We start from the raw sequence: 25,511 nt of genomic DNA, 5'->3' as shown, positions 1-25,511 counted from the left end.
CAGGGGCTCGTCACAACGAGCAGGCGGGCGCGCTCGGCGGCGGCGTGGCGGGCTTGCCGATGCTCGGCATCCCCAGGCTGACCGCGGGCTTGGGGCTGGCGCCGGGTGTGGCACCCGCCTGCAGCGCCTCCCACGCGTCGCCGCCGGCCGTGCGGCGCACGCGGTAGGTGCCGCCGGTGAGCGCGCCGTCGGCCACCAGGTGGTGCGGCGCGCCGTAGGTGACGTCGACCTCGACCATGTCACCGGGGCGGGGGCGCTCGGCCCCGTCGGGCACGGCGAAGTGCACCAGTCGGTTGTCCTGCGCGCGACCCGAGAGCCGCTGCGTCTCGGCGTCCTTGCGGCCCTCGCCGGGCGCGACCAGCACCTCGACGGTGCGGCCCTCGACCGTGCGGTTCTCGCTCCAGGAGATCTCCTCCTGCAGCTCGATGAGCCGGTCGAACCGCTGCTGGACCACGGACTTGGGGAGCTGGTCGGGCATGGTGGCGGCGGGCGTACCGGGCCGGACGGAATACTGGAAGGTGAAGGCCGACGAGAAGCGCGAGGCGCGCACGACGTCGAGCGTGTCCTGGAAGTCCTCCTCGGTCTCGCCCGGGAAGCCCACGATCAGGTCGGTCGTGATCGCCGCGTGCGGGATGCGCTCGCGCACCCGGTCGAGGATGCCGAGGAACTTGGCCGAGCGGTACGACCGGCGCATCTCCTTCAGCACCCGGTCCGAGCCCGACTGCAGCGGCATGTGCAGCGACGGCATCACGTTGGGCGTCTCGGCCATCGCGTCGATGACGTCGTCGGTGAACGCAGCCGGGTGCGGGCTGGTGAACCGGACCCGCTCGAGCCCCTCGATGTCGCCGCACGCGCGCAGCAGCTTGCCGAACGCGAGCCGGTCGCCGAACTCCACGCCGTAGCTGTTGACGTTCTGACCGAGCAGGGTGATCTCGACGACGCCCTGCTGCACCAGCGCCTCGATCTCGGCGAGGATCTCGCCGGGGCGGCGGTCCTTCTCCTTGCCGCGCAGGCTCGGCACGATGCAGAACGTGCAGGTGTTGTTGCAGCCCACCGAGATCGAGACCCAGCCGCTGTAGGCCGAGTCGCGCCGGGTCGGCAGCGTGGACGGGAAGGTCTCGAGCGACTCGAGGATCTCGACCTGCGCCTCGGCGTTGTGCCGCGCGCGCTCGAGCAGCACCGGCAGCGAGCCGACGTTGTGGGTGCCGAAGACGACGTCGACCCAGGGGCCTTCTCGACGATAGTGGCGCGGTCCTTCTGGGCGAGGCAGCCGCCGACCGCGATCTGCATGCCGGGGTTGTCCTGCTTGACCGGGCGCAGGTGGCCGAGGTTGCCGTAGAGCTTGTTGTCGGCGTTCTCGCGCACCGCGCACGTGTTGAACACGACGACGTCCGGCGCCTGGGGTCGCTCGTCCGCGGCCAGCCCGGCCAGGTCGACATAGCCCGCCGACTCCAGCAGACCACTGATCCGCTCGGAGTCGTGGACGTTCATCTGGCACCCGTGGGTGCGGACCTCGTACGTCTTCATCGCGCTCGTCTCCATCGCGCTGCCCAGGGTACGTCCGGGCCGGTGCGCGCCGGAAACCGCGAGTGGCGCAGGATCGAGGCATGAGCATCGTGAAGATCAACGCCATCACGGTCCCCGAGGGCAGCGGCGACGAGCTGGCCCAGCGCTTCGCGGCGCGCGCCGGCGCCGTCGACGGGCAGCCCGGCTTCGAGGGGTTCGAGCTGCTGCAGCCGACCGACGGCCGCAACACCTGGCTCGTGGTGACCCGGTGGGCCGACGAGGCCTCGTTCGAGGCCTGGCGCGACGGGTCGGCGTTCGGCCGCGCGCACGGGCAGGGCGAGTCCGGCGGGCAGCCGGGCGGCGGCTCGGGTGAGCCGGGCAAGGGCCCGGTCGGTATGTCGGCCGAGCTGTGGTCGTACGCCGTCGCCACGGGTTCGTCGGGCCAGGCCGAGTAGCCGCCCCAACGCTGGTCGAATAGCCCGCCAGCGTGCGATGACCCCGGGGACGTCGGGCCTAGCTCACCGGTCGAGCGTCACGGGGTAGGCGAGGTCGTCGAGGAGCTCGAGCAGACCTGGCTGGGTGGTGTGGGTGCGGCCGGTGGGGCTGGTCCAGGTGCAGGTCCCATCGGGAGTCATGACGACGCGCCACCCAGCTTGGTGCTTGGTGCAGTGGTGGTGGCGGCACAGGTTCTGCAGGTTGCTGGCGCTGGTGCGTCCGCGAGGCCAGGGTTCGACGTGGTCGAGGTCGGTGAACAGGGTGCGCCGGTCGCAGCCGGGGAACCGGCACGTCTGATCGCGGCGTTTGACCGCGCGCCTGAGCCGGGCGCCCGGTCGGTAGCTCTCGGGCCCGTCGCGGCCGACCGGGTCGTCTGGTCCACGGGCTCTGGCACACGGGTCGACGTGTTCGACCGTGACTCGGTGCGCGCGGGTGGTCAGGAGCTGGATGGCTTGCTCGGTCGGGACCGGTCCGGCGCGGTCGTGGGCCACGATCGTGGCTGCGTTGGTCAGGATCTGCACGGCCTGTTCGGCCGTGACGGTCGATCGGCCTGTCGTGGCGGGCTCCGCTTGGGTGGCCGGGGCGGTGACTGCGCGGGGAGCAGGGTCCGGGAGCTGCGCTGAGGCGTCGGGCGTGCCGTTCCCTTCCGGCGGCGAGTCTGTGGTCGGCGGCGGGCCCGCGGGCAATGGGCCGTTTCCTTCCGGCGGGGAGTCTCCGGTCGGCGGCGGGGTGTCAGCCGGCGGAGTCTGCGACGGGGAGCCCCCGGCGGGACGATGAGTTCGAGGTGGGCGATGAGCTCCACGTTGCCCAGGGCCAGGTCGTGCAGCGCGTTGGCGCGGTGCTGCCCGAGCAGCAGCGCCTGACCGTCGCCAGAGGCGGTCTTGGCTTCGTGCTGGGCGGCGCGGGCGCGCTGGTCGACCGCGTCGATCACGGAGGCGGCATGCCCGGTGGGCATGACCGCAGTGAGGGAGGACAGACCGGGAGTGGGGTGGGTGTCGAGCCGGACCCCGGTCTGCTGGGCCTGCGTCCGCTGCAGCGTGGTCCGGGCGGCGGTGGCCTCGAACCGTTCGACCAGGACCCGGGCCGAGCGCCGCGCCGGGGACAAGGACCGTTGGTGCACCCCGCGCCCGAGGACCGCGTCTTCGACCAGCTCGCAGGTGTCGGGGCGAGCGTCCTGCAGCTCACGGGCGATCGCGGCAGCGGTGTCCAGGTTGGCCTCGCCGCGGGCGACCGCAGCCAGCAGCGCCGGGGTGCGCTGGGTCAACCAGACCGCCGCATCGACCACGGAGTCCGCGGCCTGCGGCCCGAGTCGCAGCGACGGGGCGAGCAGGTCACCGGTGAACCGGCCCCGGTGACCGGGCGGATGCTCGGTCACGTCTCCGGGGCGAGGGGCGTCCCCGGTCAGGCAGTCCGCGGCCGACCAGGGCGTCGAGTCCGAAGCGGTGTCGAACCGGGCGCACCGCTCGGCCGCGTACGCCCGGACCGCACCCGCCTGGTTCATCACCTGGTGCGCCGCCACTGTGACGTCCTCGAACCGCGCCAACCGCGCCGCGGCCGCAGCCGCATCCCGCCACGCCTGCGGCAGCTCCGCAGCGGACGTGCCGGCCGAAGCAGCATCGTCCGCCGTCGTGTCGAGCGAGCCCGACGCCGGCGCCGCGGCAGCAGCCTCAGGGGCCAGGCCGGCACCGCAGGTATCGCTCCCGGCGGCCTCCACGTCGGCGCCCGGCTCGGTGGCCTGGCCCTGGGGCAGGTCGGACGGGACGAACCAGCCGTCGTCGTGCTCCCCGACCGCGAACGGGTCAGGCCGGGTCATCCGCCGCGCCACGTCCGCGGCGAGCAGCTTCATCCCCTCCAGCTGCAGCGTGACCGGGTCGGTGCCAGCGACCTGCAGCCCACTCAGCACGGTCTCGATCGCGCCCAGGACCCCGTCCTCCAGCAGCATCGACTCGAACACCTCGGCCGGCCCGGTGACCTGGTCACCGAGCGGCGCGCCCGGCTCCCACGACCCAGCGCCGGGAGCGGTGTTCGAACTCATGTACCCATCGTAGGAGCGCCCACTGACAACCACTCTGAAGGCACGGGTAGCCCAGGAGTGTCGGCGGCGTGGCCTCGATACGCCGCTCGGCTAGCGCCTCGCGCCTACTCGACCAGCTTGGGTGCCGGCGTGGTCTCGATACGCCGCTCGGCTAGCGCCTCGCGCCTACTCGACCAGCTTGGGTGCCGGCGTGGTCTCGATACGCCACTCGGCTAGCCGCGCCTACTCGACCAGCTTGGGTGCCGGCGTGGTCTCGATACGCCGCTCGGCTAGCGCCTCGCGCCTATTCGACCGCCTTGGGCGAGCTCCTACCCGACCGGCTCTGCGGTGGCCGGCGGCGTCACCACCTCGACCTCCAGGCCGTCGCGGTCCTCCAGGTAGAGCGCGACGTGCTGCTCGCCGCCGGCGTGGGGGTACTTCTCGGCGAACAGCTCGCTCCACCCGTGCTCCGGCGCGGCGGCGCGCAGCGCGTCGAGGCGGTCGCGACCGTCCACGAGCAGCGCCAGGTGGTTCATGCCGATGCCGGTGCGGACGTACTCGGCGTGCACCAGCGCGGTCTGCATGAAGACGTACGTGCCGTCGGGGTGCGTCCATGCGCAGCCGTCGTCGTCGGAGAACTCCTCGGACCAACCCAGCTCGCCCAGCAGCCAGCCCCAGCTCTCGCGCCCGCGGCTCAGCGCCGACACCCACAGGTCGATGTGGTGGACCGCCCGCAGGCCGCCGCTGCCGTCGCTCACGCCGCTCACTTGATGAGGCAGAACGGGTGGCCGGCCGGGTCGAGGTAGACCTTGAAGTGCCCGTCGTCCGACGGCTGGTGCTCGTGCACCCGGGCGCCAGCGGCGAGGACGCCCGGCTCGGCCGCCTCGATGCTGCCTCCGGTGGCCAGGTCGAGGTGGAACTGCTGCGGGTGCGCCCCGCCCGGCCACGTCGGCTCGACCCAGTCGTCGATCCGCTGGAACGCCAACGTCGCTCGGCCGTCGGGGTTGTCCGGCGAGAGACCGCCGCCGGGCGGCACGAGGGTGGTCCAGTCGCGGTCGGAGCCCTCCTCCAGCTCCCAGCCGAGCACCTCGGCGTAGAAGCGGCCCAGGGCCAGCGCGTCGGGGCAGTCGAGGATCACCAGGTCCAGCTTGGGCTTCGGGGTCGTCGATTCGCTCATGGCGGCGACGGTAACGACCATCCCGGACGCTCCGCTGCCGGGACCGATCGGCCGACCCGGCCGATCTGCGGCGGGTCAGCGCAGGCCGACGACGACCCGGTCGTGCCCCACCTGCCAGACCGTCCCGACCTCGCGGCAGCCGCCCTGGCGCAGCGCGTCGAGGTAGTCCGCGAGGGTCGCCGCGTCGTTCACGTCGTGCGACAGGTCGATGGCCGCACGCTGCCGCCACAGGCCGGCGAGCTCGGGAGCGGTCGCCGCGGCGTCCCACCACTGCGACCAGCCCTCCGCCTCCTGCCCACCGGCTCGCACCGCGGCCCGGTCGGCGACGGCCTGGGCGAGCTGGTCGAGGTCGGACCGCACGACGCGATTCTTGTCCCGGGCTGCGACGAACAGGTGGTCGCCGTCGACGAAAACCCCTCTGCCGGCGAGCGACTCGGCGGCCGTGCGCAGGAGCCGCTGCAGCGGTGCGCGCTCGAGCCAATGCAGCGCCGTCGTGCTGATGAAGGCGTCCGGTGCCCGCGGCAGGTCGAGCTCGGCCAGCCAGCCGTCGCGCCGCAGGTCGACCTGCACCAGGCGGAACCGCTCCTCGCCGTACGCCGCGCTCGCCAGCCCCAGCAGCAGCGGATCCATGTCGGCGCCCACCACGGTCGCGCCGGGGATGCGCTGCAGCACCGTGCGGGCGAGCGAACCGGGGCCGACCCCGAGGTCGACGACCAGCGGGTCGGGCCGCTGCACCGTCTCGACCAGCACGTCGCAGATCACCTCGAAGCGCTCGTCACGGTCGGAGAAGTACGTCGCCTGCTGGTCGTCCCAGCGCTGCAGCCAGGCGCGCGCCTGGTCGGGGGTCGGGAGGGTCCGGTCGGGGTGGGTGTGCGCCTGGTTCGTCATGGCTCCACCGTGGTCGGCCGGCCGTGCCTGCGGTAGCCAGCGAGGGCGTACGGCGGGTCATAGGGTTGCCCTATGGCGAATGATCCCAGCATCGATGATCTGCGCCTCGTGCTGGCGATCGCCGAGGAGGCGTCGATCGGAGCTGCAGCGCGCCGCCTGCACGTGAGCCAGCCGTCCGCCAGCGCACGGCTGTCGACGTTGGAGCGCCGGCTGGGCCTGCCCCTGTTCACCCGCGACACGACGGGCGCGCGGCCGACACCCGCCGGACAGGAGGTGGCCCGGCAGGCCGAGCACCTGCTCGGCCATCTCGACGGCATCTATCGCGCGGCACACGCCGCATCCCGCGAAAAGCCTTTGCGCATAGGCACGTTCGCGTCACTGGCGCCGTCGGTGTTCCCGTCCGTCGAGCAGCTGCTGCGGCAGCCGGTGCTGCCGACGGTGTCGCACGGACCCGAGCTGGTGCACCTGGTCTCGGAGGGCAGTCTCGACGCCGCCGTGGTGGGCATCGCCGAGCAGATGACGCTCCCCCGGCAGGCGCGCGTGCACCCGCTCGGGGAGGACGTGCTCGAGGTCTTCCGCCGCAGGAGCACGCCGGGGAGGGGACGCGGCCGCACGCCGTACGCCGGTCGCCGGGTTCTCGTCGCGACGTACGACAGCACGGGCCCTGAGGTGGCGGCTCGCCTGGCGCGGCTGGGCGCCGAGGTCGAGCTGGCCGCGACGCTCCCCACCGCGGTGGCGATGGCCAGACGCGTGGGGTGCCTCGCGGTGGTCCCGCGCAGCGCGCTCGCGCACCAGACGACCGAGGAGGAGGTGCTCGACCCGTTGCCGTTCCGGCAGCGCATCCGGCTGTCGCTGGTCACGCCGCGCGCCGCGGACCCCCGGCTCGCGGCGGGGCGCGGCGAGCTGCGACGAGCCCTGCACCTGACCGTCGCCCGCCGCTGACCTCACCGCCTCTCGCCGCTCGCGCACACCCCTACGAACGGGCCTGCGCCCGGATTCCTCCTGGCCTTCGAGACACACGCCGCCCCGAGCCACGAAACGCCCTGGTCATCGGTGAGGATCGAGGCATGACTGATCTGTCGCAGGCACCGACCGAGCGTGAGATCGCCCGAGCGGTCGGCCGCGCCGAGTCCGCGCGCAGCATCGACGTCGCGGAGGCCACCGCGCTCCTCGCAGCGCGGGGTGAGCAGCTGGAGCGGTTGCTGGCCGTCGCCGGCAGGGTGCGCGACGCCGGTCTGCAGGAGGCGGGCCGCCCCGCGACCGTGACCTACTCGCGCAAGGTGTTCGTCCCGCTGACCCGGTTGTGCCGCGACCGCTGCCACTACTGCACGTTCGTGACGGTCCCCGGGAAGCTGCCGGCGCCGTACCTCACGCCGGACGAGGTGCTCGAGATCGCCCGTGCGGGCGCCGAACAAGGTTGCAAGGAGGCGCTTTTCACGCTCGGCGACCGCCCCGAGGACCGCTGGCCCGAGGCGCGGCAGTGGCTCGACGAGGCCGGTTACGACTCCACCCTCGACTACGTGCGCGCGATGGCCGTGCGCGTGCTGGAGGAGACCGGCCTGCTCCCCCACCTCAACCCCGGCGTCATGTCCTGGGGCGAGCTGATGCGCCTGAAGCCGGTGGCGCCCTCGATGGGCATGATGCTCGAGACGACCAGCACGCGGCTGTTCGAGCAGCCCGGCCTCGCCCACCACAAGTCGCCCGACAAGGACCCCGCCGTACGCCTTCGCACCCTCGAGGACGCCGGTCGCCTGGCAGTCCCGTTCACCACCGGACTGCTCGTGGGCATCGGCGAGACCCTCACCGAGCGCGCCGAGACGATCTTCGCGCTGCGCAGGGTCGGGCGCGAGCACGGGCACCTCCAGGAGGTGATCGTGCAGAACTTCCGGGCCAAGCCCGACACGGCGATGCGGTCGGTGCCCGACCTCGGGCTGGAGGAGTACCTCGCCGCGATCGCGACCACCCGGGTGGTGCTGGGGCCGGGCGCGCGGGTGCAGGCGCCGCCGAACCTCGTGGACCTCGAGGAGTGCCGTCGGCTGCTGCAGGCCGGCGTCGACGACTTCGGCGGCATCAGCCCGGTCACGCCCGACCACGTCAACCCCGAGCGACCCTGGCCGCAGGTCGACGCGCTCGGATCCCTTTGCGATTCCTTGGGATTCGAGCTGCGCGAGCGGCTCACGGCCCACCCGGAGTATCTCGACCTCCCGTGGGTCGACCCGCGGCTGCGGCCGCACGTCGACGCCCTGCGCGGTGACGACGGCCTGGCCCGCGCCGGCGCCCGGGCCACGGGTCTGCCGTGGCAGGAGCCCGACGGCGGGTGGGACGACAGCGGCCGCACCGACCTGCACACCGCCATCGACGACGAAGGGCGCCGCACCGACCGTCGCGGTGACTTCGACGCGGTCTACGGCGACTGGCAGGCCCTGCGCGAGAAGGTCGCGAGCGAGGCCGCGCAGCCGGACGGTCGCGACACCGCCCCCGCGCGCCTGGACTCCGCTGCGCGAGAGGCCCTCGCGGCCGCCGAGCGCGACCCGGCGGGCGTGACCGAGGAGCAGGCGCTGACGCTGATCACCGCCGACGGCGAGGCCCTGGAGGCGGTCACCCGCCTGGCCGACGACCTGCGCCGCGACGCGGTGGGTGACGTCGTGACGTACGTCGTGAACCGCAACATCAACTTCACCAACGTCTGCTACACCGGCTGCCGCTTCTGCGCGTTCGCGCAGCGCAAGACCGACGCCGACGCCTACACCCTGTCGATGGGCGAGGTCGCCCAGCGCGCCGCGGAGGCGGTGCAGGTGGGCGCGACCGAGGTCTGCGTGCAGGGCGGCATCCACCCGGAGCTGCCGGGGACGGCGTACTTCGACATCGCGCGCGAGATCCGGGCGGCCGCCCCGTCGCTGCACATCCACGCCTTCTCCCCGATGGAGGTCATCAACGGGGTGTCGCGAACCGGGCTGCCGCTGCGGGAGTTCCTCACCGAACTGCGCGCCGCCGGCGTCGACTCGCTGCCCGGGACCGCCGCGGAGATCCTCGACGACGACATCCGCTGGGTGCTGACCAAGGGCAAGCTGCCGGCGCAGCAGTGGATCGAGGTGATCACGACGGCGCACGAGGTGGGCCTGCCGACGACCTCGACGATGATGTACGGGCACGTCGACCACCCGCGCCACTGGGTCGGGCACCTGCGCACGATCGCCGAGATCCAGCGCCGCACCGGCGGGTTCACCGAGTTCGTGCCGCTGCCGTTCGTGCACCAGAACGCGCCGGTCTACCTCGCCGGGGTGGCGCGCCCGGGCCCGACCGTGCGCGACAACCGCGCGGTGCACGCCGTCGCGCGGATCATGCTGCACGGGCTGATCGACAACATCCAGTGCTCGTGGGTCAAGCTCGGACCGGAGGTGTGCACCCAGGTGCTGAACGGCGGGGTCAACGACCTCGGCGGGACGCTGATGGAGGAGACCATCTCGCGGATGGCGGGCAGCACGAACGGCTCGCGCAAGTCGATCGCCGAGCTGGAGCAGATGGCCACGCTGGCCGGCCGTCCCGCCGCCCAGCGGCACACGACGTACGACCGGGTCGCCCAGGACCGGACCGCCTGACCTGCGCGCTCAGTCGCGCCGGTGCTCCTCGGCCTCGTCGACCGCCTCCCGCACGACGCGCCAGGCGACGTCGCCGCCGTAACCCTTGCGGGCGAGCATGCCGGCCAGCCGCCGCGCCTGCACGGTGGCGTCGAGACCGTGCATGCTGCGCAGCTTCTTGGCGACCAGCTCGCGGGCCTGCTCGACCTCGGCCTCGTCGCTGACCTGGTCGAGGGCCTCGGCGGCGGTGTCGTCGTCGACGCCCTTCTTGCGCAGCTCGTGCCGCAGGGCGCGACGGGCGAGGCCGCGGGTGGCCTGCTGGGAGCGCACCAGCATCTGCGCGTAGGCGGTGTCGTCGATCAGCCCGACCTCCTCGAGCCGGTCGAGCACCTCGGTGGCGACCTGGTCGTCGCAGCCGCGCTGGCGCAGCTTGTCCTCGAGCTGGGAGCGGCTGCGCGGACCCATGGTCAGCTGCCGCAGGGCGATGGTGCGGGCCACCTCGTGGGCGTCGGGCTCGCGGTCGGCAGCCGCCGCACCGGTGGCCGGTGGCTCGGACGCACGCCCGCGGCGCCGCCCACGGGGGATGTGGACGGCGCCGCAGGGTGCTGCTGGGAAGCGGTCATCCGATCAGAAGTCGACCGGCACCTGGTCGGGCTCGGGCTGGCCGGCCGGCTCACCGGCCGCGGCGTCCTCGGGCAGCCCCGGGCCGACGCCGAGCTTCGCCTTGATCTTGCGCTCCAGCTCGTCGGCCAGGTCGGGGTTGTCCTTGAGGAAGGTGCGGGCGTTCTCCTTGCCCTGCCCGAGCTGGTCGCCCTCGTAGGTGTACCAAGCGCCGGACTTGCGCACGAAGCCCTGCTCGACGCCCATGTCGATCAGGCCGCCCTCGCGGGAGATGCCCTGGCCGTAGAGGATGTCGAACTCGGCCTGCTTGAACGGCGGGGAGACCTTGTTCTTGACGACCTTGACCCGGGTGCGGTTGCCGACCGGGTCGGAGCCGTCCTTGAGGGTCTCGATGCGGCGCACGTCGAGCCGCACCGAGGCGTAGAACTTCAGCGCCTTGCCGCCCGTGGTGGTCTCGGGAGAACCGAACATCACACCGATCTTCTCGCGCAGCTGGTTGATGAAGATCGCGGTGGTGCCCGTGGAGTTGAGCGCACCGGTGATCTTGCGCAGCGCCTGGCTCATCAGCCGCGCCTGCAGACCGACGTGGCTGTCACCCATCTCGCCCTCGATCTCGGCGCGCGGCACGAGCGCGGCCACCGAGTCGATGACGATGATGTCGAGCGAGCCGGAGCGGATCAGCATGTCGGCGATCTCCAGCGCCTGCTCACCGGTGTCGGGCTGGCTGACCAGCAGCGCGTCGGTGTCGACGCCGAGCTTCTTGGCGTACTCCGGGTCGAGCGCGTGCTCGGCGTCGATGAACGCCGCGATGCCGCCGTTCTTCTGGGCGCTGGCGACCGCGTGCAGCGCGACCGTGGTCTTTCCGCTGGACTCGGGCCCGTAGACCTCCACGACGCGGCCACGGGGCAGACCGCCCACGCCGAGCGCGACGTCGAGGGCGATCGCCCCGGTCGGGATCACCTGCACCGGCGGGCGCACGTCGTCACCGAGGCGCATCACCGCGCCCTTGCCGTGGGACTTCTCGATCTGGGCGAGGACGACGTCGAGCGACTTCTCCTTGTCGCCGCCGCCGACGGACTTCAGGTTGCCTGCCATGCGTGGGTGCTCCTGTCGGATCGTGGTGAGCGCGCCTCCCGGCGACGGGCCCCTCACCCCTGCGTGCACGGGGGCGACGAGCGTGCGTCAGACGCTAGGTGCCGGCACCGACACTCACCCAGAGGTGCCACGCACGCTGTGGACGGAGCGGGTCGTCGGACCGGACCTGTGGACGACACTATCCGAACAGGCGTACGAGATCGCACGACACGCCGGTGACGTCGCCCACGCGCTCGACGCGGGCTCAGTCGGGGTGGTCGCTCAGCGGGATGTCGCGGCCCAGCCACCGCTCGGGCGGCACGTCCAGGTCGACGCACAGCGCCTTCCACGCCGCGCGCGGCTCGACGCCCGCGGCCAGCGCCTGCTCGACCGTGCGGTCCTGCAGCGCGCGCAGCACGTGCGTCCTGGCGAGGTGCCGGCCGTACGCCCGCCCGAACTCCTCGTCGATCAATCGCCACAGCTCACTGACTCGCACTCGGAGACGGTCTCATACGATTTCGAAGTTCTGGGCATACTGGCCGGCATGGAGCTGATCACCACCACGTCCGTCCCGACGTCCCCGGCCCGCGTCGACGAGCCGAGCGCGCCGCCCCTGCGCATCGGGGTGGTGCAGCACCACTGGCGCGAGGACGCCGACGAGCTGCGCGCGGTGCTGTCCGAGGCGATCGGCCAGGCCGCCGAGGCGGGCGCGACGGCGGTGTTCCTGCCCGAGCTGACGCTGTCGCGCTACCCCGCCGACACCCTCCCCGAGGGCACCCCGTCGGCCACCGCCGAGGACCTCGAGACCGGCCCCACGATCACGTTCGCGCGCGAGGCCGCCAAGGCCCACGACGTCTACGTCCACGCCTCGCTCTACGAGAAGGCCGACCAGGGCGACGGCCTGGGCTTCAACACCGCCGTGCTCGTCGCGCCGGACGGCACGCTCGTCGCGCGCACCCGCAAGACGCACATCCCGGTGACCGCCGGCTACTACGAGGACAAGTACTTCCGCCCCGGCCCGCCCGAGGACGCCTACCCCGTCGTCGACGTGCCCGGCCAGGACGTGCGGCTGGGTCTGCCGACCTGCTGGGACGAGTGGTTCCCCGAGGTCGCCCGGCTGTACGCCATCGGCGGCGCCGACGTGCTCGTCTACCCCACCGCGATCGGGTCCGAGCCCGACCACCCCGAGTTCGACACCCAGCCGCTGTGGCAGCACACCATCGTCGGCCACGCGATCGCCAACGGCCTGTTCGTCGTCGCGCCGAACCGCACCGGCACGGAGGGGCTCATCACGTTCTACGGCACCTCGTTCGTGGCCGACCCCTACGGCCGGATCCTCGTGCAGGCGCCGCGCGAGACCGAGGCGGTGCTGGTCACCGACCTGGACCTGTCGCAGCGCAAGGACTGGCTCGACCTGTTCCCGTTCCTCGCCACCCGGCGCCCCGACAGCTATGCCGCGCTGAGCGAGCCGGTGCGCCCCGAGCACCAGCGACAGGTCTCCGAATGACCAACGCTGACAACGGTTCTCGCGGCTGGCGCATGCCGGCCGAGACCTCTCCGCAGTCGCGCGTCTGGATGGCCTGGCCGTCGTCGGGCTACACCCTCGGCGACACCGAGGACGAGGCCGACGCGGCGCGGCGCACCTGGGCCGCGGTCGCGAACGCCGTCGTCGAGTTCGAGCCCGTGACGATGCTCGTCGCGCCGGGCCAGGACGACGTCGCGGCCCGCTTCCTCGACGACCGGGTCGAGCGCACCACCGCCCCGCTGGACGACGCGTGGATGCGCGACATCGGCCCGACGTTCGTGCGCGACGCCTCGGGGGCGCTCGGCGCGGTCGACTGGGTCTTCAACGGGTGGGGCGCCCAGTCGTGGGCGTCGTGGGAGCACGACGCCGAGGTCGGCGAGCTCGTCGGCCGGCTCGCCGGCGCCGAGGTGCTCGACTCGCCGATCGTCAACGAGGGCGGGGGTTTTCACGTCGACGGTGAGGGGACGGCCCTGCTCACCGAGACGGTGCAGCTGGACCCCGGACGCAACCCTGGGAAGACGCGCGAAGACATCGAGGCCGAGCTCCGACGTACGCTCGGGGTCACCCGCTGCATCTGGCTCCCCCGCGGGCTGACCCGCGACTACGAGGAGTTCGGCACCCGCGGCCACGTCGACATCGTCGCGACCTTCCCCTCCCCGGCGTCGTGCTGGTGCACGACCAGGAGGACCCCGAGCACCCCGACCACGCGGTCAGCCGCGAGCTGATCGAGGTGCTGAGCAACGCCGTCGACGCCGCCGGACGCACGCTCGAGATCGTCCGGATCCCTGCTCCTGCAACGGGATTCGACGACGAGGGCCCGGTCGACTACAGCTACGTCAACCACCTCGTCGTCAACGGCGGGGTCATCGCGTGCACCTTCGACGACCCGAACGACGCGCGCGCCCTCGCCGTGCTGGAGCAGGTCTACCCCGGCCGCAGGGTCGTCGGCGTCGACGCCCGCGAGCTGTACGCCCGCGGCGGCGGCATCCACTGCATCACCCAGCAGCAACCCGGCTGAGCTCACTGCCGCCATCGACGGCGTACGCACGCCACACCTACCCGCGCGTAGGTACGCTCGCGGGATGGCAGCCGAACCACTCACCGGACGACGCGTCCTGATCACCGGGGCCGCGCGCGGCATCGGTGCGGCGCTGGCCGAGCGCCTCGCCTCCCGCGGGGCCCGCCTCGCCCTGCTCGGGCTCGAGCCCGACCTGCTGCGGCAGGTGGCCGAGCGCACCGGCGCCGTCTGGCGCGAGTGCGACGTCAGCGACCGGGCGCAGGTCGACACCGCCGTGGCCGAGCTGGTCGGCGAGCTCGGCGGGCTCGACGTGGTCGTCGCCAACGCCGGGATCGCCAGGCAGCTGGCCATGATCGGTGGCGACCCGGAGGTCATGGAGCGCACGCTGGCGGTCAACGCGCTCGGCACCTACTACACGCTGCGCGCGGCCGGGCCGCACGTCGCGCACCCCGGCGGCTATGCGCTGCTCACCGCCTCGCTCGGCGCCGCCGTGCACCTGCCGCTGATGGGCGCCTACTCCGCCTCCAAGGCCGCCGTCGAGGCGATGGGCAACACGCTGCGCCAGGAGCTGCGCCCGAGCGGTGCCCGGGTCGGGGTCGCGTTCTACTCCGAGCTCGACACCGAGATGACCAGCCGTGGCTTCGGCACCGAGGCGGCCAAGGCCCTGCTCGGGCGGCACACCTCGCTGAGCGGCGTCTCCTCTCTCCCCCGCGCCATCGACACGCTCGAGCGCGGTATCGCCCGCCGGTCGCGCACCATCGCCGCGCCGGTGTGGGGTCGGGCCGTGCTGCCTGCCCGCGCGCTCGCCCAGCGCGTGGTCGAGCTCAAGCCGCTCCCCCAGCTCGAGCGCGCCCTCGAGCTCGCCCGCACCGAGGACGTGCCGTTCACCACCGCCCAGCCGGAGCGGGTGGAGCGGTCGTGACGCCGCGCGTCCGCCCGGGTGGGTTGCGCGAGCTGGGGCCGGCGGCGTACGCCTTCAGCCGGGCGGCCGGTCGCGTCATGGGCACCGCGCCGCCCGCGGTGTTCACGGTGCTCGGCCGGGCGCGCCGGACGTACTGGGGGTGGCTGGGGTTCTCCGCCTCGCTGATGCCGTTCGGGCACCTGCCGCGGCGCGAGAGTGAGCTGGTCATCCTGCGCGTGGCCCACCTCAGGGACAGTGCGTACGAGCGCGCCCACCACGAGCGGATCGGCCGCCGATCCGGGTTGACGACCTCCGAGATCGACCGCACCGCAACGGATCTCGACGACCAGTGGCCGGCGCGCGACGCGGCGATCCTGCGTGCGGTCGACGAGCTGGTGGGCACGTCCGACCTGTCCGACGAGACGTGGACCGCCCTCGGCCGGCACCTCGACGAGCGCGAGCGCCTCGAGCTGCTGCTGCTCGTCGGCAACTACACGATGCTGGCGACGACGCTGCACGTGCTGCGGCTGCAGCCCGACCCGCCGCGGGCCCGCAACGGCGCCGACAGGCCCGCCGCGCGCGTCGAAAGGTCAGTTGTTGCCGATGAACGGGGCGCGGCACCAGCCAGAAGTGACCACTCGGCGGGCGGTTCCTCGCAGGCGCTCGGCCCGACCTAGCGGCCACCCCACCGACGCAGCAGCCCGTTCGCGCCGCGCGCCGCGCCCCGAGCAGCTGCAGCGGGCGCCCGTTGGCGAGGTCGACGAGCGCGTCGACCGCCGGCCAGCGCAGCCGCCCGCCGGACAGCGCGGCTGCGGCCCGCAGCGGCAGCTCCTCGAAGGCGCGGGTGACGGCCTCCTGCGTCGTGGGGTCGGCCTCCCCGGCCCTGCCCGGGCCGAGGCGCCACAGCGTCGAGCGGAAGGCCGCGCCGACCCGCGTCTGGGCGATCTCCGACATCGTGGAGTCGCGGCTGAACGGCCGCACCGGCCGCGGGGTCGGGACGGGGCGTCCGAGGCGCCGCTCGAAGTCGGCGTCGCTCGCGGCCACCGCGGGACCGTCGGCCGGTTCGCTGCTGGTGCTCACCCCGCCGTCCACCGTGACCCGCAGGGTCGCGACCACGTCGACCGACGAGCGGGCGACCTCGACGCCGAAGTCACCGGTGGGCGTCTGCCACCGCTGCTGCGCGACGTCGAAGAACTGGAACGCCCGGGCGGGCACCACGACCGTGACGTCGCGGGACTCCCCGGGGTCCAGGTGCACCTTGGCGAAGGCGGCGAGCGTGCGCGCCGGGCGCAGCACCACGCCGGTGCGGTCGGCCAGGTAGACCTGCACCACGTCCGACCCGGCCCGGCGCGCCACGTTGGTCACCGTGACCGTGAGCTCGACGTCCTGGCCCGCGGCGATCGCGTCGGTCGACAGGCGCGGGGCGCTCCAGTCGAACGCCGCGTAGCTGAGCCCGTGCCCGAAGGCGAACGCCGGCGGCACCTCGGCGGTCACGTGGTGCCGATAGCCGACGAACAGCCCCTCGCGGTGCTCGACCTGGTGCGGCCGGCCGGGGAAGAACGGGTCGGCGGCCACGTCGGCGCGCGCCCGCGGGAAGGTCTCGGCGAGCCGCCCGCCCGGGTCGGCGTCGCCGTACAGCACGTCGACGAGCGCGCCCCCGCTCGCCTGACCGCCGAGGTAGCACTCGAGCACCGCCGCCACGTCGTCGGCCCACGGCAGCGTCACCGGCGACCCGTTGGACAGCGCCACGACGGTGCGCGGGTTCGCGGCGGCGACGGCGGTCACGAGCGCGTCGTGCTGCGGCGGCAGCGCGAGGTCGGCCCGGTCGAAGCCCTCGCTCTCGACCACCGGCGGGAGGCCGACCAGCACCACCGCGACGTCGGCGGCGCGCGCGGCGTCGGCCGCGGCGGCGATCTCGGCGCGGCCCGCCTCGCCCGTCTGCGGGTCGTAGACGGGGTGATGGGTGAACGTCGCGCCCCGGCTCTCCAGCGCGGCCAGCGCCGTCGTGACGCGCGTCGGGTTGACCTGCGAGCTGCCGCCGCCCTGGAAGCGCGGGTGCTCGGCCATCGCCCCGATCAGCGCGACCGACGCCGTCGGGTCCAGCGGCAAGGTGCCGTCGTTGGTGAGCAGCACGGTGCCGGCGGCCGCCGCGCGGCGGGCGAGCGCGTCGTGCACGTCGACCGGGATGCTCCCCGCCGCCTCGCCGGGGGCCCGCGCGGCCAGGTCGAGCACCCGCTGCGCGCACGCGGTGACGGCCGCCTCGGGGAGCCGGCCCTGGCGTACGGCAGCGACGACGTCGCCGTCGGACAGCCCCCGGCTGCTCGGCATCTCGAGGTCCATGCCCGCCGCGACGCCGGCGACGCGGTCGCCCACGGCGCTCCAGTCGCTCATCACCAGACCCTCGAATCCCCATGTCTCGCGCAGGATCTCGCGCAGCAGCCGGGGACTCGCCGTGGCCGGTTCGCCGTTCACGCTGTTGTACGCCGCCATCACCGCCCAGGGCTGCGCCTCGGTGACGACGTGCTCGAAGCCGGCGAGGTAGATCTCGCGCAGCGTGCGCTCGTCGACGACGGCGTCGACGACCATGCGGTGCGACTCCTGGTTGTTCACCGCGAAGTGCTTCACGCAGGCGCCGACGCCCGTGCTCTGGATGCCGCGCACGGCGGCCGCCGCGAACCGGCCGCTGAGCAGCGGGTCCTCGCTGTAGTACTCGAAGTTGCGCCCGCCGCACGGGTGCCGCTTGATGTTCAGCCCCGGCCCGAGCACCACGTCGACGCCGAGCGCCCGCGCCTCCACGCCGACCGCTCGACCGACGACCTCGACGAGCTCCTCGTCCCAGGTGGTCGCCATCGTGACCGCGGGCGGGAAGCAGGTCGCCGGCCTGCTGTCGGACAGCCCGAAGCTGTTCAGGTCGGGGTTCTGCGCGCGCAGCCCGTGCGGACCGTCGCTGAGCACTGCCGGCGGGATCCCTTGGTCCGGAAAGGATTCCGTGCGCCAGAAGGTGGCGCCGGACAGCAGCGCGACCTGCTGCTCGAGCGGGAGGTCGGAGGCGGAGACCATTGCCCGATCCTCACCCGCATGTCGGCGGCGGGCAAGCGAACGGCCAAGCCTTGCTCCGGACTTAGTCAAGCCGCCTTCCCTCCGACGCGCCCAGCCGCGATGGTCGTCGCATGACAGCCACCCGCCGCCCGCACGCCCTCGCCGCCACCGTGGCGCTCGTCGCCGCTCCCCTGCTCGCCGCACCGGCCGACGCCGCGGTCGCCCCGGACATCTCGCTGACCGGGGTGCAGGGGCACGTGTCGGCGCTGCAGCAGATCGCCGACGCCAACGGGGGCAACCGGGCGGTGGGGACGCCGGGATACCAGCGGTCGCTGGACTACGTGAAGGGGCGGCTCGAGGCGGCTGGCCTGAGCACGACCGTGCAGCAGGTCCCGACCTCGCGCGGGACGACGTACAACCTCGTGGCGGAGGTGCCCGGCAGCGACCCGAACGGCGTCGTGATGCTCGGCTCGCACCTCGACGGCGCCACCGCCGGCCCCGGGATCAACGACAACGCGTCCGGCACCGCGGGCGTGCTCGAGACCGCGCTCACCTATGCCGCGAGCGGCGAGAAGCCTCGCAACACACTGCGATTCGCGTTCTGGGGCGCCGAGGAGATCGGTCTGGTCGGCTCGAGCTACTACGTGCAGTCGCTGACCAGCACCGAGCGCTCGCGCATCAAGGCGTACGTCAACGCGGACATGATCGGGTCGGTGAACCCGGGCTACTTCGTCTACGACGACAACCCGGCCGGCACGTTCGTGCGCGACGACCTCACCAGCCTGATGAGCGCCGAGGGCGTGCCGGCCGAGTACGTCGACGTGCAGGGCCGCAGCGACCACGCCGCCTTCCTGCGGTACGGCATCCCCACCGGCGGTCTCTACAGCGGCGGCTCCGAGCCGAAGTCGGCGGCACAGGCGAACAGCTGGGGCGGCACGGCCGGGGCCTCGTTCGACCCGTGCTACCACCGCTCCTGCGACGACTCCAGCAACATCGACCCCACCGCGCTGGACCGGCACAGCGACGTCCTCGGCGGCATCCTGTGGAAGTACGCCGGTCAGGACTTCACGACCTCGGCGCAGCGCCCCGCGGCGTAGCCGGAACGACCACCGCCGTGGGGTGAGCGCACCGCCCGGCCGGCGATGTCGTACGTCGGTGGCAGGCTTGCGCCATGGCCTCGGTGCTCGACCGCTTCTCCCCCGCCACGCGCGCGTGGTTCGAGGGCAGCTTCGCCGAGCCCACGGCCGCCCAGGCCGGCGCGTGGGAGGCGATCAGCGACGGGCAGCACACCCTGGTCGTCGCGCCCACCGGGTCGGGCAAGACGCTGTCGGCCTTCCTGTGGGCGCTCGACCGGGTGGCGAGCGAGGGGCCGCCGGACGACCCGGCGGCGCGCTGCCGGGTGCTCTACGTCTCGCCGATGAAGGCGCTCGCGGTCGACGTCGAGCGCAACCTGCGCGCACCTCTGGTCGGCATCCGCCACGCCGCGAGCCGGCTCGAGCTGCCCGAGCCCGACGTCACGGTCGCGGTCCGCTCGGGCGACACGCCGGCGCAGGAGCGCCGGGCGTTCCAGCGCACGCCCACCGACGTGCTGATCACGACGCCCGAGTCGCTGTTCCTGCTGCTGACCTCCTCCGCGCGCGAGGCGCTGCGCGGGGTCGAGACCGTGATCGTCGACGAGGTGCACGCCGTCGCCGGCACCAAGCGCGGCGCCCACCTGGCCCTCAGCCTCGAGCGGCTCGACGAGCTGCTCGAGAAGCCGGCGCAGCGCATCGGCCTGTCCGCGACCGTGCGGCCGGTCGAGGAGGTCGCGCGGTTCCTGGCCGGGGGCTCGCCGGTGAGCGTGGTGCAGCCGCCGTCGACCAAGGAGTGGGACCTCGACGTCGTGGTGCCGGTGCCCGACCTCGGCGAGCTGGGCGGGGGCAGCCCGTCCGACGACGCCGACCCGCAGGAGCGCGCCTCGATCTGGCCGCACGTCGAGGAGCGCATCGTCGACCTGGTCGCCGGGCACCGCTCGACGCTGGTGTTCGCCAACTCCCGCCGGCTCGCGGAGCGGCTGACCTCGCGGCTCAACGAGATCTGGGCCGAGGGCGCCGAGGCGGCGGTGGCCGAGCACGCCGATGCCGACGCCGACGACATCGAAGACGCACCCGAGGACGCACCGCCCGCGGTGCCGCCGCGCCCACCGGCTCAGCTCATGGGTCAGGCGGGGCAGGCCGCGGGGGCGCCCGGCGTCCTCGCCCGCGCCCATCACGGCTCGGTGAGCAAGGAGCAGCGGGCCGAGATCGAGGACGACCTCAAGGCCGGGCGGCTGCCCGCGGTGGTCGCCACCAGCTCGCTGGAGCTGGGCATCGACATGGGCGCGGTCGACCTGGTGGTGCAGGTCGAGAGCCCACCGAGCGTCGCGAGCGGTCTGCAGCGGGTGGGGCGCGCAGGGCACCAGGTGGGTGCAGTCTCGCGCGGCGTGCTGTTCCCCAAGTTCCGCGGCGACCTGGTGCAGACGGCGGTGGTCGTCGAGCGGATGCGCGCGGGCGCGATCGAGGAGCTGCGGGTCCCGAGCAACCCGGTCGACGTGCTTGCCCAGCAGGTCGTGGCGATGTGCGCGCTCGACGACTGGACCGTCGACGAGCTGGAGCGACTGGTCCGGCGAGCCGCGCCGTACACCTCCCTGCCGCGGTCGGTCCTGGAGTCGGTGCTCGACATGCTCTCCGGGCGCTACCCCAGCGACGAGTTCGCCGAGCTGCGCCCGCGCATCGAGTGGGACCGCATCGAGGGGGTGCTGCGCGGTCGCCGCGGCGCGCAGCGGCTCGCGGTCACCTCCGGCGGCACCATCCCCGACCGGGGGCTGTTCGGGGTGTTCCTCGCCACCGGCGAAGGGCCCGGCCGGCGCGTCGGCGAGCTCGACGAGGAGATGGTCTACGAGTCGCGCGTCGGCGACGTGTTCACGCTCGGCACGAGCAGCTGGCGCATCGAGGACATCACCCACGACCAGGTGCTCGTCACGCCCGCGCCCGGCCAGCCCGGCCGGCTGCCGTTCTGGCGGGGTGACTCCCCGGCCGGCCGGCCGAGCTGGGGCGCGCGGTGGGCTCGTTCGTGCGTGAGCTCGGCGGGCTCGACGACGCGAAGGCCCGCGATCGCGTACGCCGGGCCGGGCTCGACGAGTGGGCCACCGACAACCTCCTCGCCTATCTCGGCGAGCAGCGCGAGGCCACCGGCCACCTGCCGCACGACCGGTCGATCGTCATCGAGCGGTTCCGCGACGAGCTCGGCGACTGGCGGGTGGTCATCCACTCCCCGTTCGGCTCACCGGTGCACGCGCCGTGGGCGCTGGGGCTGGCGGCGCGGCTGCGCGAGCGGTTCGGCACCGAGGTGCAGGCGCTGCACGGCGACGACGGCATCGTGCTGCGGCTGCTCGACTTCGAGGTCGACCAGGGGGTCGAGCTCGATCGCGAGCTGTCGGCGCTGCTGCTGCTCGACCCCGACGACGTCGAGCAGGTCGTCACCGACGAGATCGGCGGGTCGGCGCTGTTCGCCTCACGCTTCCGCGAGTGCGCGGCGCGAGCGCTGCTGCTCCCCGGCGCAACCCGGGGCGTCGGCAGGCGCTGTGGATGCAGCGGCAGCGCTCCTCGCAGCTGCTGCAGGTGGCGAGTCGCTACCCGTCCTTCCCCATCGTGCTCGAGGCGGTCCGCGAGTGCGTCCAGGACGTCTTCGACGTGCCCGGTCTGGTCGACCTGATGCGCGACGTGCAGGCCCGGCGCATCCGCGTGGTCGAGGTCGAGACCAAGACCCCGTCGCCGTTCGCCAAGAGCCTGCTGTTCGGTTATGTCGCCCAGTTCCTCTACGAGGGCGACAGCCCGCTCGCCGAGCGCCGCGCGGCCGCGCTGGCGCTCGACCCGGTGCTGCTGGGCGAGCTGCTCGGACGCGACGAGGGCACCGCGCTGCGCGACCTGCTCGACCCCGAGGTCGTCGCCGCGACCGAGACCGAGCTGCAGCGCACCACCGAGGAGCGCCTGGCCCGCGACCGCGACGACGTGGCCGACCTGCTGCGCTGGCTCGGCCCGCTCACCACCGAGGCCGTCACCGAGCGCACCCGTCCCGACGTGCGCGACCGGGTGCCGGCGTGGCTCGAGTCGCTGGTGAGCGACCGGCAGGTCGTCGCCGTGCGCGTGGCCGGCCGCGACGGCTTCGCCCTGGTCGACGACGCCGCCCGGCTGCGCGACGCGCTGGGGGTCTCGCTCCCGATGGGGGTGCCGGCGGTCTTCCTCGAGCCGGTCGACGACCCGCTCGGCGACCTGCTCGCGCGCTACGCCCGCACGCACGGCCCGTTCGACGAGCCCGCGGTCGCCGCCGAGCTGGGCCTGGGCCGCGCGGTCGTGCACGCCGGGCTGCAGCGCCTGGTCGGTGCCGGACGGCTGGTCGCCGGCGAGCTGCGCCCGCTGTCGCTGGGCGGCGGACGCGAGTCGGTGGAATATGCCGACGCCGAGGTGCTGCGGGTGCTCAAGCGTCGCTCGCTCGCCTCGCTGCGCGCCGAGGTCGAGCCGGTGCCGGCGCGCGACCTCGCCCGCTTCCTGCCGGCGTGGCAGGGGTGGGCTCCGGGCAGCGCGGGCTCGACGGTCTGCTGCGCGCCGTCGAGCAGCTCGCCGGGGTGGCGCTGCCGGCCAGCGGTCTGGAGTCGCTGGTGCTGCCCGCGCGGGTCGCGAGCTATCGCCCGTCGATGCTCGACGAGCTGATGGCCGGCGGGGAGGTGCTCTGGCAGGGGCGGGGCGCGCTGTCCGGCGACGACGGCTGGATGTCGCTGCACCTCGCCGACTCGGCCCACCTGACGCTCACCCCGCCCGACGCCGAGCTCGAGCTGGGGCCGCTGCACGAGCGGGTGCTGCAGGCGCTCGAGGGCGGCGGCGCGTTCTTCTTCAGCACGCTGAGCGAGCGGGTGGCCGCGCTGTCCGCGGGCGAGGTCGTCGGCGACGACCGGCTCACCGAGGCGCTGTGGGACCTCGTCTGGGGCGGGCTCGTCACCGGCGACACGCTGGCCCCGTTGCGCGCGCTGGTCGGCGGTGGCCGGCCCGCGCACCGGGCGCGCCGCACCGGCCCGGCCCGCAGCCGCTACGGCCGGGCGCGCACGTCGCTCGGCGGCGTGCCCGTCGGTCGGCGCGGCGTCACCGGCGCCGGCACCTCGCGCGTCGCCACCCCCGGCAAGGTGGGCGGGCGCTGGTCGCTGCTGCCGCCCGCGGCCGACGCCCCGACCGAGCGGGCGCTGGCCACGGCCGAGGTGCTGCTCGACCGCTACGGCATCGTCACCCGCGGGTCGGTGATGGCCGAGGGCGTGCCCGACGGGTTCGCCGGCGTCTATCGGGTGCTCTCGACCGCCGAGGAGTCCGGCCGGGTGCGCCGGGGCTACTTCGTCGAGGGGCTCGGCGCCGCCCAGTTCGGCACCGCGGGGGCCGTGGACCGGCTGCGTGCGGTCGGCCGCCCGACCGCACCCGCGACCGACTCGCTGTGGGAGCAACCGCGGCCGGAGCTCTCGACCGCCCAGGTGCTCGCGGCCGCCGACCCGGCCAACCCCTACGGCGCGGCCCTTCCCTGGCCGGACCGCCCGACCTCCCCGACGGTGCGACCAGCGGTGCAGCGGCGACGGGTGGCACGGCCACGGGTGCAGCCACCACGGGTCACCGGCCGGGTCGCAAGTCCGGCTCCCTGGTCGTGCTTGTCGACGGCGCCCTCGTGCTCTACGTCGAGCGCGGCGGCAAGACCCTGCTGTCGTGGAGCGACGACGAGGCCACCCTGCGCGCGGCCGCCGACGCCCTGGCCCTGGCGGTCCGCGAAGGAGCGCTCGGCCAGCTCACCGTCACCACCGCCGACGGCGACAAGCTGCTCGGCTCCGAGCACCCGGTCGCCGCCGCCCTCGAGGCCAGCGGCTTCCACGCCACCCCCGCGGTCTCCGCCTGCGCGGGTGAGACTGCGCGGGTGAGTCTGCGCGGCTGACCCCTGCCCGCCCCGGCTCTGAAACGCAGTTTCAGCGCTTTGACTCCACTGCAGCACGGTCAGAAGGCTCAAACGCGGTTTCGGCAGGGTGGCGGCGGGTGGGTAGCGTCGTGCCGTGCCCGAAGGTGATGCCGTGCTGCTGGCTGCTCGCCGGCTGCACCGTGCCCTGGCGGGTGAGGTGCTGCGGCACGCCGAGATCCGCTGGGGCGACCTGGACGCCACGCCGCTGCAGGGCGCGACCACGCTCGAGGTCGTGAGCGTCGGCAAGCACCTGCTGCACCGGGTCGACCGCGGCGTCACGCTGCACACCCACCTGCGCATGGAGGGCCGCTGGCGCACCAGTCCGACCGCGAGAGTGACTGCGGCGCAACGGCGTTCGCCGAAGCTGCGGGTGCTGCTGGCGACCGGGCAGCACGCGGCGCTCGGCTGGCAGCTCGGCATGGTCGGCCTGGTGCCGACCGCCCACGAGCACCGGGTCGTCGGGCACCTCGGCCCCGACCTGCTCAGCCCCGGCCTCGACGAGGACCTCGCGGTCGCGAACCTGGCCGCCCAGCCCGACCGCCTGCTCGCGGAGGCGCTGCTCGACCAGCGAAACGTCGCCGGGCTCGGCACGATCTTCGCCAGCGAGCCGCTCTTCCTGGAGCGGCTCAACCCGTGGACCGCCGTCGGCGAGCTGTCGCAGGAGCAGCTGCGCGGGGTCGTACGTCGGGCTCGGCGGCTGCTGCGCCAGAGCGTCGCGTCGGGCCGGCCGGTGTCGACCGGGGACAGCCGCGAACCGGCGTACGTCTTCGCCCGGCGCGGCCTGCCCTGTCGCCGGTGCGGAGGGATGGTGCGGATGGCGACGGTCGGCGAGCCGCCGCAGCAGCGGGTGCTGTGCTACTGCCCCACGTGCCAGGGCGGGCTGGCCGCGCACGACGACGGACGACCGCAGGGGCGGCTCGGACCGACCACCACGAAGCTGCGCGGCTGAGCGCGGCGTGCGGTGGCAACCCGCCGGGCGCGTGCGACGGGGGTGCGTGCGGAACGTGAAGGGGCCCGCGGTGCAGGCCGGACGCGCCGCTCAGGCGGCGTGGACGACCGAGGCGTGCTCGCGCTGCCCCACGGGCAGGCGCACCGGCGCGGCGATGGCCTCGGCCACGGCGACGCGCTGCGAGACGAGCTCGAGCGTCTCGGACAGCTGCAGCCCGAGCGCGGCGGAGATCGCGGCGAGCATCTCGGAGGATGCCTCCTTCTCGCCGCGCTCGATCTCGCTCAGGTAGCCGAGGGACACCTTGGCCGACGACGACACGTCGCGCAGGGTGCGGCCCTGGTCCTGACGCTGCTCGCGCAGCACGTCACCCAGCTCTCGGCGAAGCAGAATCATCGGGCCTCCTCGTGCAGGTCGTGCGGCGTCAGGTCGCGATCGGACGGTCTCGAACGGTCTCGGGGGCGGCTGCGGACCACCCTCCCGTGGTGCAGGTGAGCGGATCACCAGCGCTGACAACACCGTACCTCGCGGCACCCACAGGCATCTCGACGTGCGGGCACGACACGGGTTAAAGTGCTATCACTTTGATATCGCGGGAACTCGGGGGTGCGATTCCGCCACCCACCCGCCACGAGGGCAGGAGCGATCGACATGAGCAACAACGAGGAGACCGGCGCGATTCCGGCAGGGGGCCTGCCCCCGACGCCGCAGGGACCCGGGCGCGACGCA

At 73.8% G+C, this 25,511-nt stretch carries 16 protein-coding genes and 4 pseudogenes; 10 read left to right on the top strand and 10 right to left on the bottom strand.

The genetic code is table 11. The features are described from left to right. Positions 1-10 precede the first annotated feature (10 nt). A pseudogene (gene miaB / locus QUE40_RS05720) lies at positions 11-1,542 on the bottom strand (tRNA (N6-isopentenyl adenosine(37)-C2)-methylthiotransferase MiaB). 65 nt (positions 1,543-1,607) lie between these two features. Between miaB and QUE40_RS05715 the strand changes: the two are divergent. Continuing rightward, positions 1,608-1,961 carry an antibiotic biosynthesis monooxygenase family protein gene (locus tag QUE40_RS05715; protein ID WP_142004777.1) on the top strand — a complete coding sequence of 118 codons (354 nt, stop codon included), beginning with the start codon at positions 1,608-1,610 and terminating at the stop codon, positions 1,959-1,961. A gap of 548 nt (positions 1,962-2,509) precedes the next feature. Here QUE40_RS05715 and QUE40_RS05710 read toward each other — a convergent pair. The 4 genes from QUE40_RS05710 to QUE40_RS05695 all read right to left on the bottom strand — a co-directional run bounded on the left by QUE40_RS05710 (position 2,510) and on the right by QUE40_RS05695 (position 6,080). Next, complete coding sequence (locus QUE40_RS05710; RefSeq protein WP_289232561.1) at positions 2,510-4,036, bottom strand: hypothetical protein; 1,527 nt, start codon at positions 4,034-4,036, stop codon at positions 2,510-2,512. Positions 4,037-4,344: 308 nt separating this feature from the next. Continuing rightward, positions 4,345-4,773 carry a VOC family protein gene (locus tag QUE40_RS05705; RefSeq protein ID WP_289232560.1) on the bottom strand — a complete coding sequence of 143 codons (429 nt, stop codon included), beginning with the start codon at positions 4,771-4,773 and terminating at the stop codon, positions 4,345-4,347. Positions 4,774-4,778: 5 nt separating this feature from the next. Beyond that, positions 4,779-5,192 (bottom strand): VOC family protein, encoded by a 414-nt coding sequence (locus tag QUE40_RS05700; protein ID WP_289232559.1) that lies wholly within the window; start codon positions 5,190-5,192, stop codon positions 4,779-4,781. A gap of 75 nt (positions 5,193-5,267) precedes the next feature. Continuing rightward, a complete protein-coding gene (locus QUE40_RS05695) occupies positions 5,268-6,080 on the bottom strand; it encodes a class I SAM-dependent methyltransferase (protein WP_289232558.1) in 813 nt (270 codons plus the stop codon). Positions 6,081-6,152: 72 nt separating this feature from the next. Here QUE40_RS05695 and QUE40_RS05690 point away from each other — a divergent pair, with 72 nt between their 5' ends. Both QUE40_RS05690 and QUE40_RS05685 read left to right on the top strand, forming a co-directional pair. Next, positions 6,153-7,022, top strand: a complete 870-nt coding sequence (locus tag QUE40_RS05690; protein ID WP_289232557.1) for a LysR family transcriptional regulator — start codon at positions 6,153-6,155, stop codon at positions 7,020-7,022. Positions 7,023-7,147: 125 nt separating this feature from the next. Next, on the top strand, positions 7,148-9,679 hold the full coding sequence (locus tag QUE40_RS05685) for a bifunctional FO biosynthesis protein CofGH (RefSeq protein WP_289232556.1): 2,532 nt from the start codon (positions 7,148-7,150) through the stop codon (positions 9,677-9,679). A 9-nt stretch (positions 9,680-9,688) separates the two neighbouring features. Here the strand turns inward: QUE40_RS05685 and QUE40_RS05680 are convergent, their stop codons facing one another. From QUE40_RS05680 to QUE40_RS05670, 3 genes are all read right to left on the bottom strand, one after another. Beyond that, entirely contained in the window at positions 9,689-10,156 is a 468-nt protein-coding gene (locus tag QUE40_RS05680; protein ID WP_350227079.1) for a regulatory protein RecX, read from the bottom strand. Positions 10,157-10,285: 129 nt separating this feature from the next. Beyond that, positions 10,286-11,374, bottom strand: coding sequence for a recombinase RecA (recA, locus tag QUE40_RS05675; RefSeq protein ID WP_289232555.1), 1,089 nt, complete (start codon positions 11,372-11,374; stop codon positions 10,286-10,288). A gap of 244 nt (positions 11,375-11,618) precedes the next feature. Then, entirely contained in the window at positions 11,619-11,849 is a 231-nt protein-coding gene (locus tag QUE40_RS05670) for a DUF3046 domain-containing protein (RefSeq protein ID WP_142004768.1), read from the bottom strand. Positions 11,850-11,897: 48 nt separating this feature from the next. Between QUE40_RS05670 and QUE40_RS05665 the strand changes: the two genes are divergently transcribed. The 4 genes and pseudogenes from QUE40_RS05665 to QUE40_RS18925 all read left to right on the top strand — a co-directional run. Further along, positions 11,898-12,860 carry a nitrilase-related carbon-nitrogen hydrolase gene (locus QUE40_RS05665; protein WP_289232554.1) on the top strand — a complete coding sequence of 321 codons (963 nt, stop codon included), beginning with the start codon at positions 11,898-11,900 and terminating at the stop codon, positions 12,858-12,860. Then, positions 12,857-13,830: pseudogene (locus tag QUE40_RS05660) on the top strand (agmatine deiminase family protein); the annotation flags it as partial. The gene QUE40_RS05665 and the pseudogene QUE40_RS05660, both read left to right, overlap by 4 nt. A gap of 130 nt (positions 13,831-13,960) precedes the next feature. After that, positions 13,961-14,818, top strand: coding sequence for an SDR family NAD(P)-dependent oxidoreductase (locus QUE40_RS05655; RefSeq protein WP_289232553.1), 858 nt, complete (start codon positions 13,961-13,963; stop codon positions 14,816-14,818). Between the two features lie 77 nt (positions 14,819-14,895). Then, positions 14,896-15,102 (top strand): annotated as a pseudogene (locus QUE40_RS18925) (carboxymuconolactone decarboxylase family protein); the annotation flags it as partial. Here the strand turns inward: QUE40_RS18925 and QUE40_RS05645 are convergent. Then, positions 15,044-17,647 carry a glycoside hydrolase family 3 C-terminal domain-containing protein gene (locus tag QUE40_RS05645; protein ID WP_433997073.1) on the bottom strand — a complete coding sequence of 868 codons (2,604 nt, stop codon included), beginning with the start codon at positions 17,645-17,647 and terminating at the stop codon, positions 15,044-15,046. The pseudogene QUE40_RS18925 and the gene QUE40_RS05645 overlap by 59 nt on opposite strands. A gap of 320 nt (positions 17,648-17,967) precedes the next feature. Between QUE40_RS05645 and QUE40_RS05640 the strand changes: the two genes are divergently transcribed. The 3 genes and pseudogenes from QUE40_RS05640 to QUE40_RS05630 all read left to right on the top strand — a co-directional run bounded on the left by QUE40_RS05640 (position 17,968) and on the right by QUE40_RS05630 (position 24,785). Continuing rightward, a complete protein-coding gene (locus QUE40_RS05640) occupies positions 17,968-18,933 on the top strand; it encodes a M20/M25/M40 family metallo-hydrolase (RefSeq protein WP_289232552.1) in 966 nt (321 codons plus the stop codon). Positions 18,934-19,007: 74 nt separating this feature from the next. Then, positions 19,008-23,787, top strand: a pseudogene (locus tag QUE40_RS05635) (ATP-dependent helicase). A gap of 143 nt (positions 23,788-23,930) precedes the next feature. Next, positions 23,931-24,785 (top strand): DNA-formamidopyrimidine glycosylase family protein, encoded by an 855-nt coding sequence (locus QUE40_RS05630; RefSeq protein ID WP_289232551.1) that lies wholly within the window; start codon positions 23,931-23,933, stop codon positions 24,783-24,785. A gap of 90 nt (positions 24,786-24,875) precedes the next feature. Here QUE40_RS05630 and QUE40_RS05625 read toward each other — a convergent pair whose 3' ends face one another. Then, the gene (locus QUE40_RS05625) at positions 24,876-25,178 is read right to left on the bottom strand and encodes a helix-turn-helix domain-containing protein (RefSeq protein ID WP_142004761.1); all 303 of its coding nucleotides are present in this window, start codon (positions 25,176-25,178) and stop codon (positions 24,876-24,878) included. Positions 25,179-25,511 lie beyond the last annotated feature (333 nt).

It is taken from the genome of Barrientosiimonas endolithica (assembly GCF_030296655.1).
Taxonomy (GTDB): Bacteria; Actinomycetota; Actinomycetes; order Actinomycetales; family Dermatophilaceae; genus Barrientosiimonas; species Barrientosiimonas humi.
This window is presented reverse-complemented; position numbering and strand designations above follow the sequence as displayed.

Bases quoted from the DNA above. Each gene is read 5' to 3' on its own strand.
- QUE40_RS05645 (WP_433997073.1), bottom strand. From the start codon at position 17,647: ATGGCGACCACCTGGGACGAGGAGCTCGTCGAGGTCGTCGGTCGAGCG.
- QUE40_RS05685 (WP_289232556.1), top strand. From the start codon at position 7,148: ATGACTGATCTGTCGCAGGCACCGACCGAGCGTGAGATCGCCCGAGCG.
- recA (WP_289232555.1), bottom strand. From the start codon at position 11,374: ATGGCAGGCAACCTGAAGTCCGTCGGCGGCGGCGACAAGGAGAAGTCG.
- QUE40_RS05695 (WP_289232558.1), bottom strand. From the start codon at position 6,080: ATGACGAACCAGGCGCACACCCACCCCGACCGGACCCTCCCGACCCCC.
- QUE40_RS05690 (WP_289232557.1), top strand. From the start codon at position 6,153: ATGGCGAATGATCCCAGCATCGATGATCTGCGCCTCGTGCTGGCGATC.
- QUE40_RS05665 (WP_289232554.1), top strand. From the start codon at position 11,898: ATGGAGCTGATCACCACCACGTCCGTCCCGACGTCCCCGGCCCGCGTC.
- QUE40_RS05640 (WP_289232552.1), top strand. From the start codon at position 17,968: ATGACAGCCACCCGCCGCCCGCACGCCCTCGCCGCCACCGTGGCGCTC.
- QUE40_RS05625 (WP_142004761.1), bottom strand. From the start codon at position 25,178: ATGATTCTGCTTCGCCGAGAGCTGGGTGACGTGCTGCGCGAGCAGCGT.
- QUE40_RS05715 (WP_142004777.1), top strand. From the start codon at position 1,608: ATGAGCATCGTGAAGATCAACGCCATCACGGTCCCCGAGGGCAGCGGC.
- QUE40_RS05700 (WP_289232559.1), bottom strand. From the start codon at position 5,192: ATGAGCGAATCGACGACCCCGAAGCCCAAGCTGGACCTGGTGATCCTC.
- QUE40_RS05710 (WP_289232561.1), bottom strand. From the start codon at position 4,036: ATGAGTTCGAACACCGCTCCCGGCGCTGGGTCGTGGGAGCCGGGCGCG.
- QUE40_RS05655 (WP_289232553.1), top strand. From the start codon at position 13,961: ATGGCAGCCGAACCACTCACCGGACGACGCGTCCTGATCACCGGGGCC.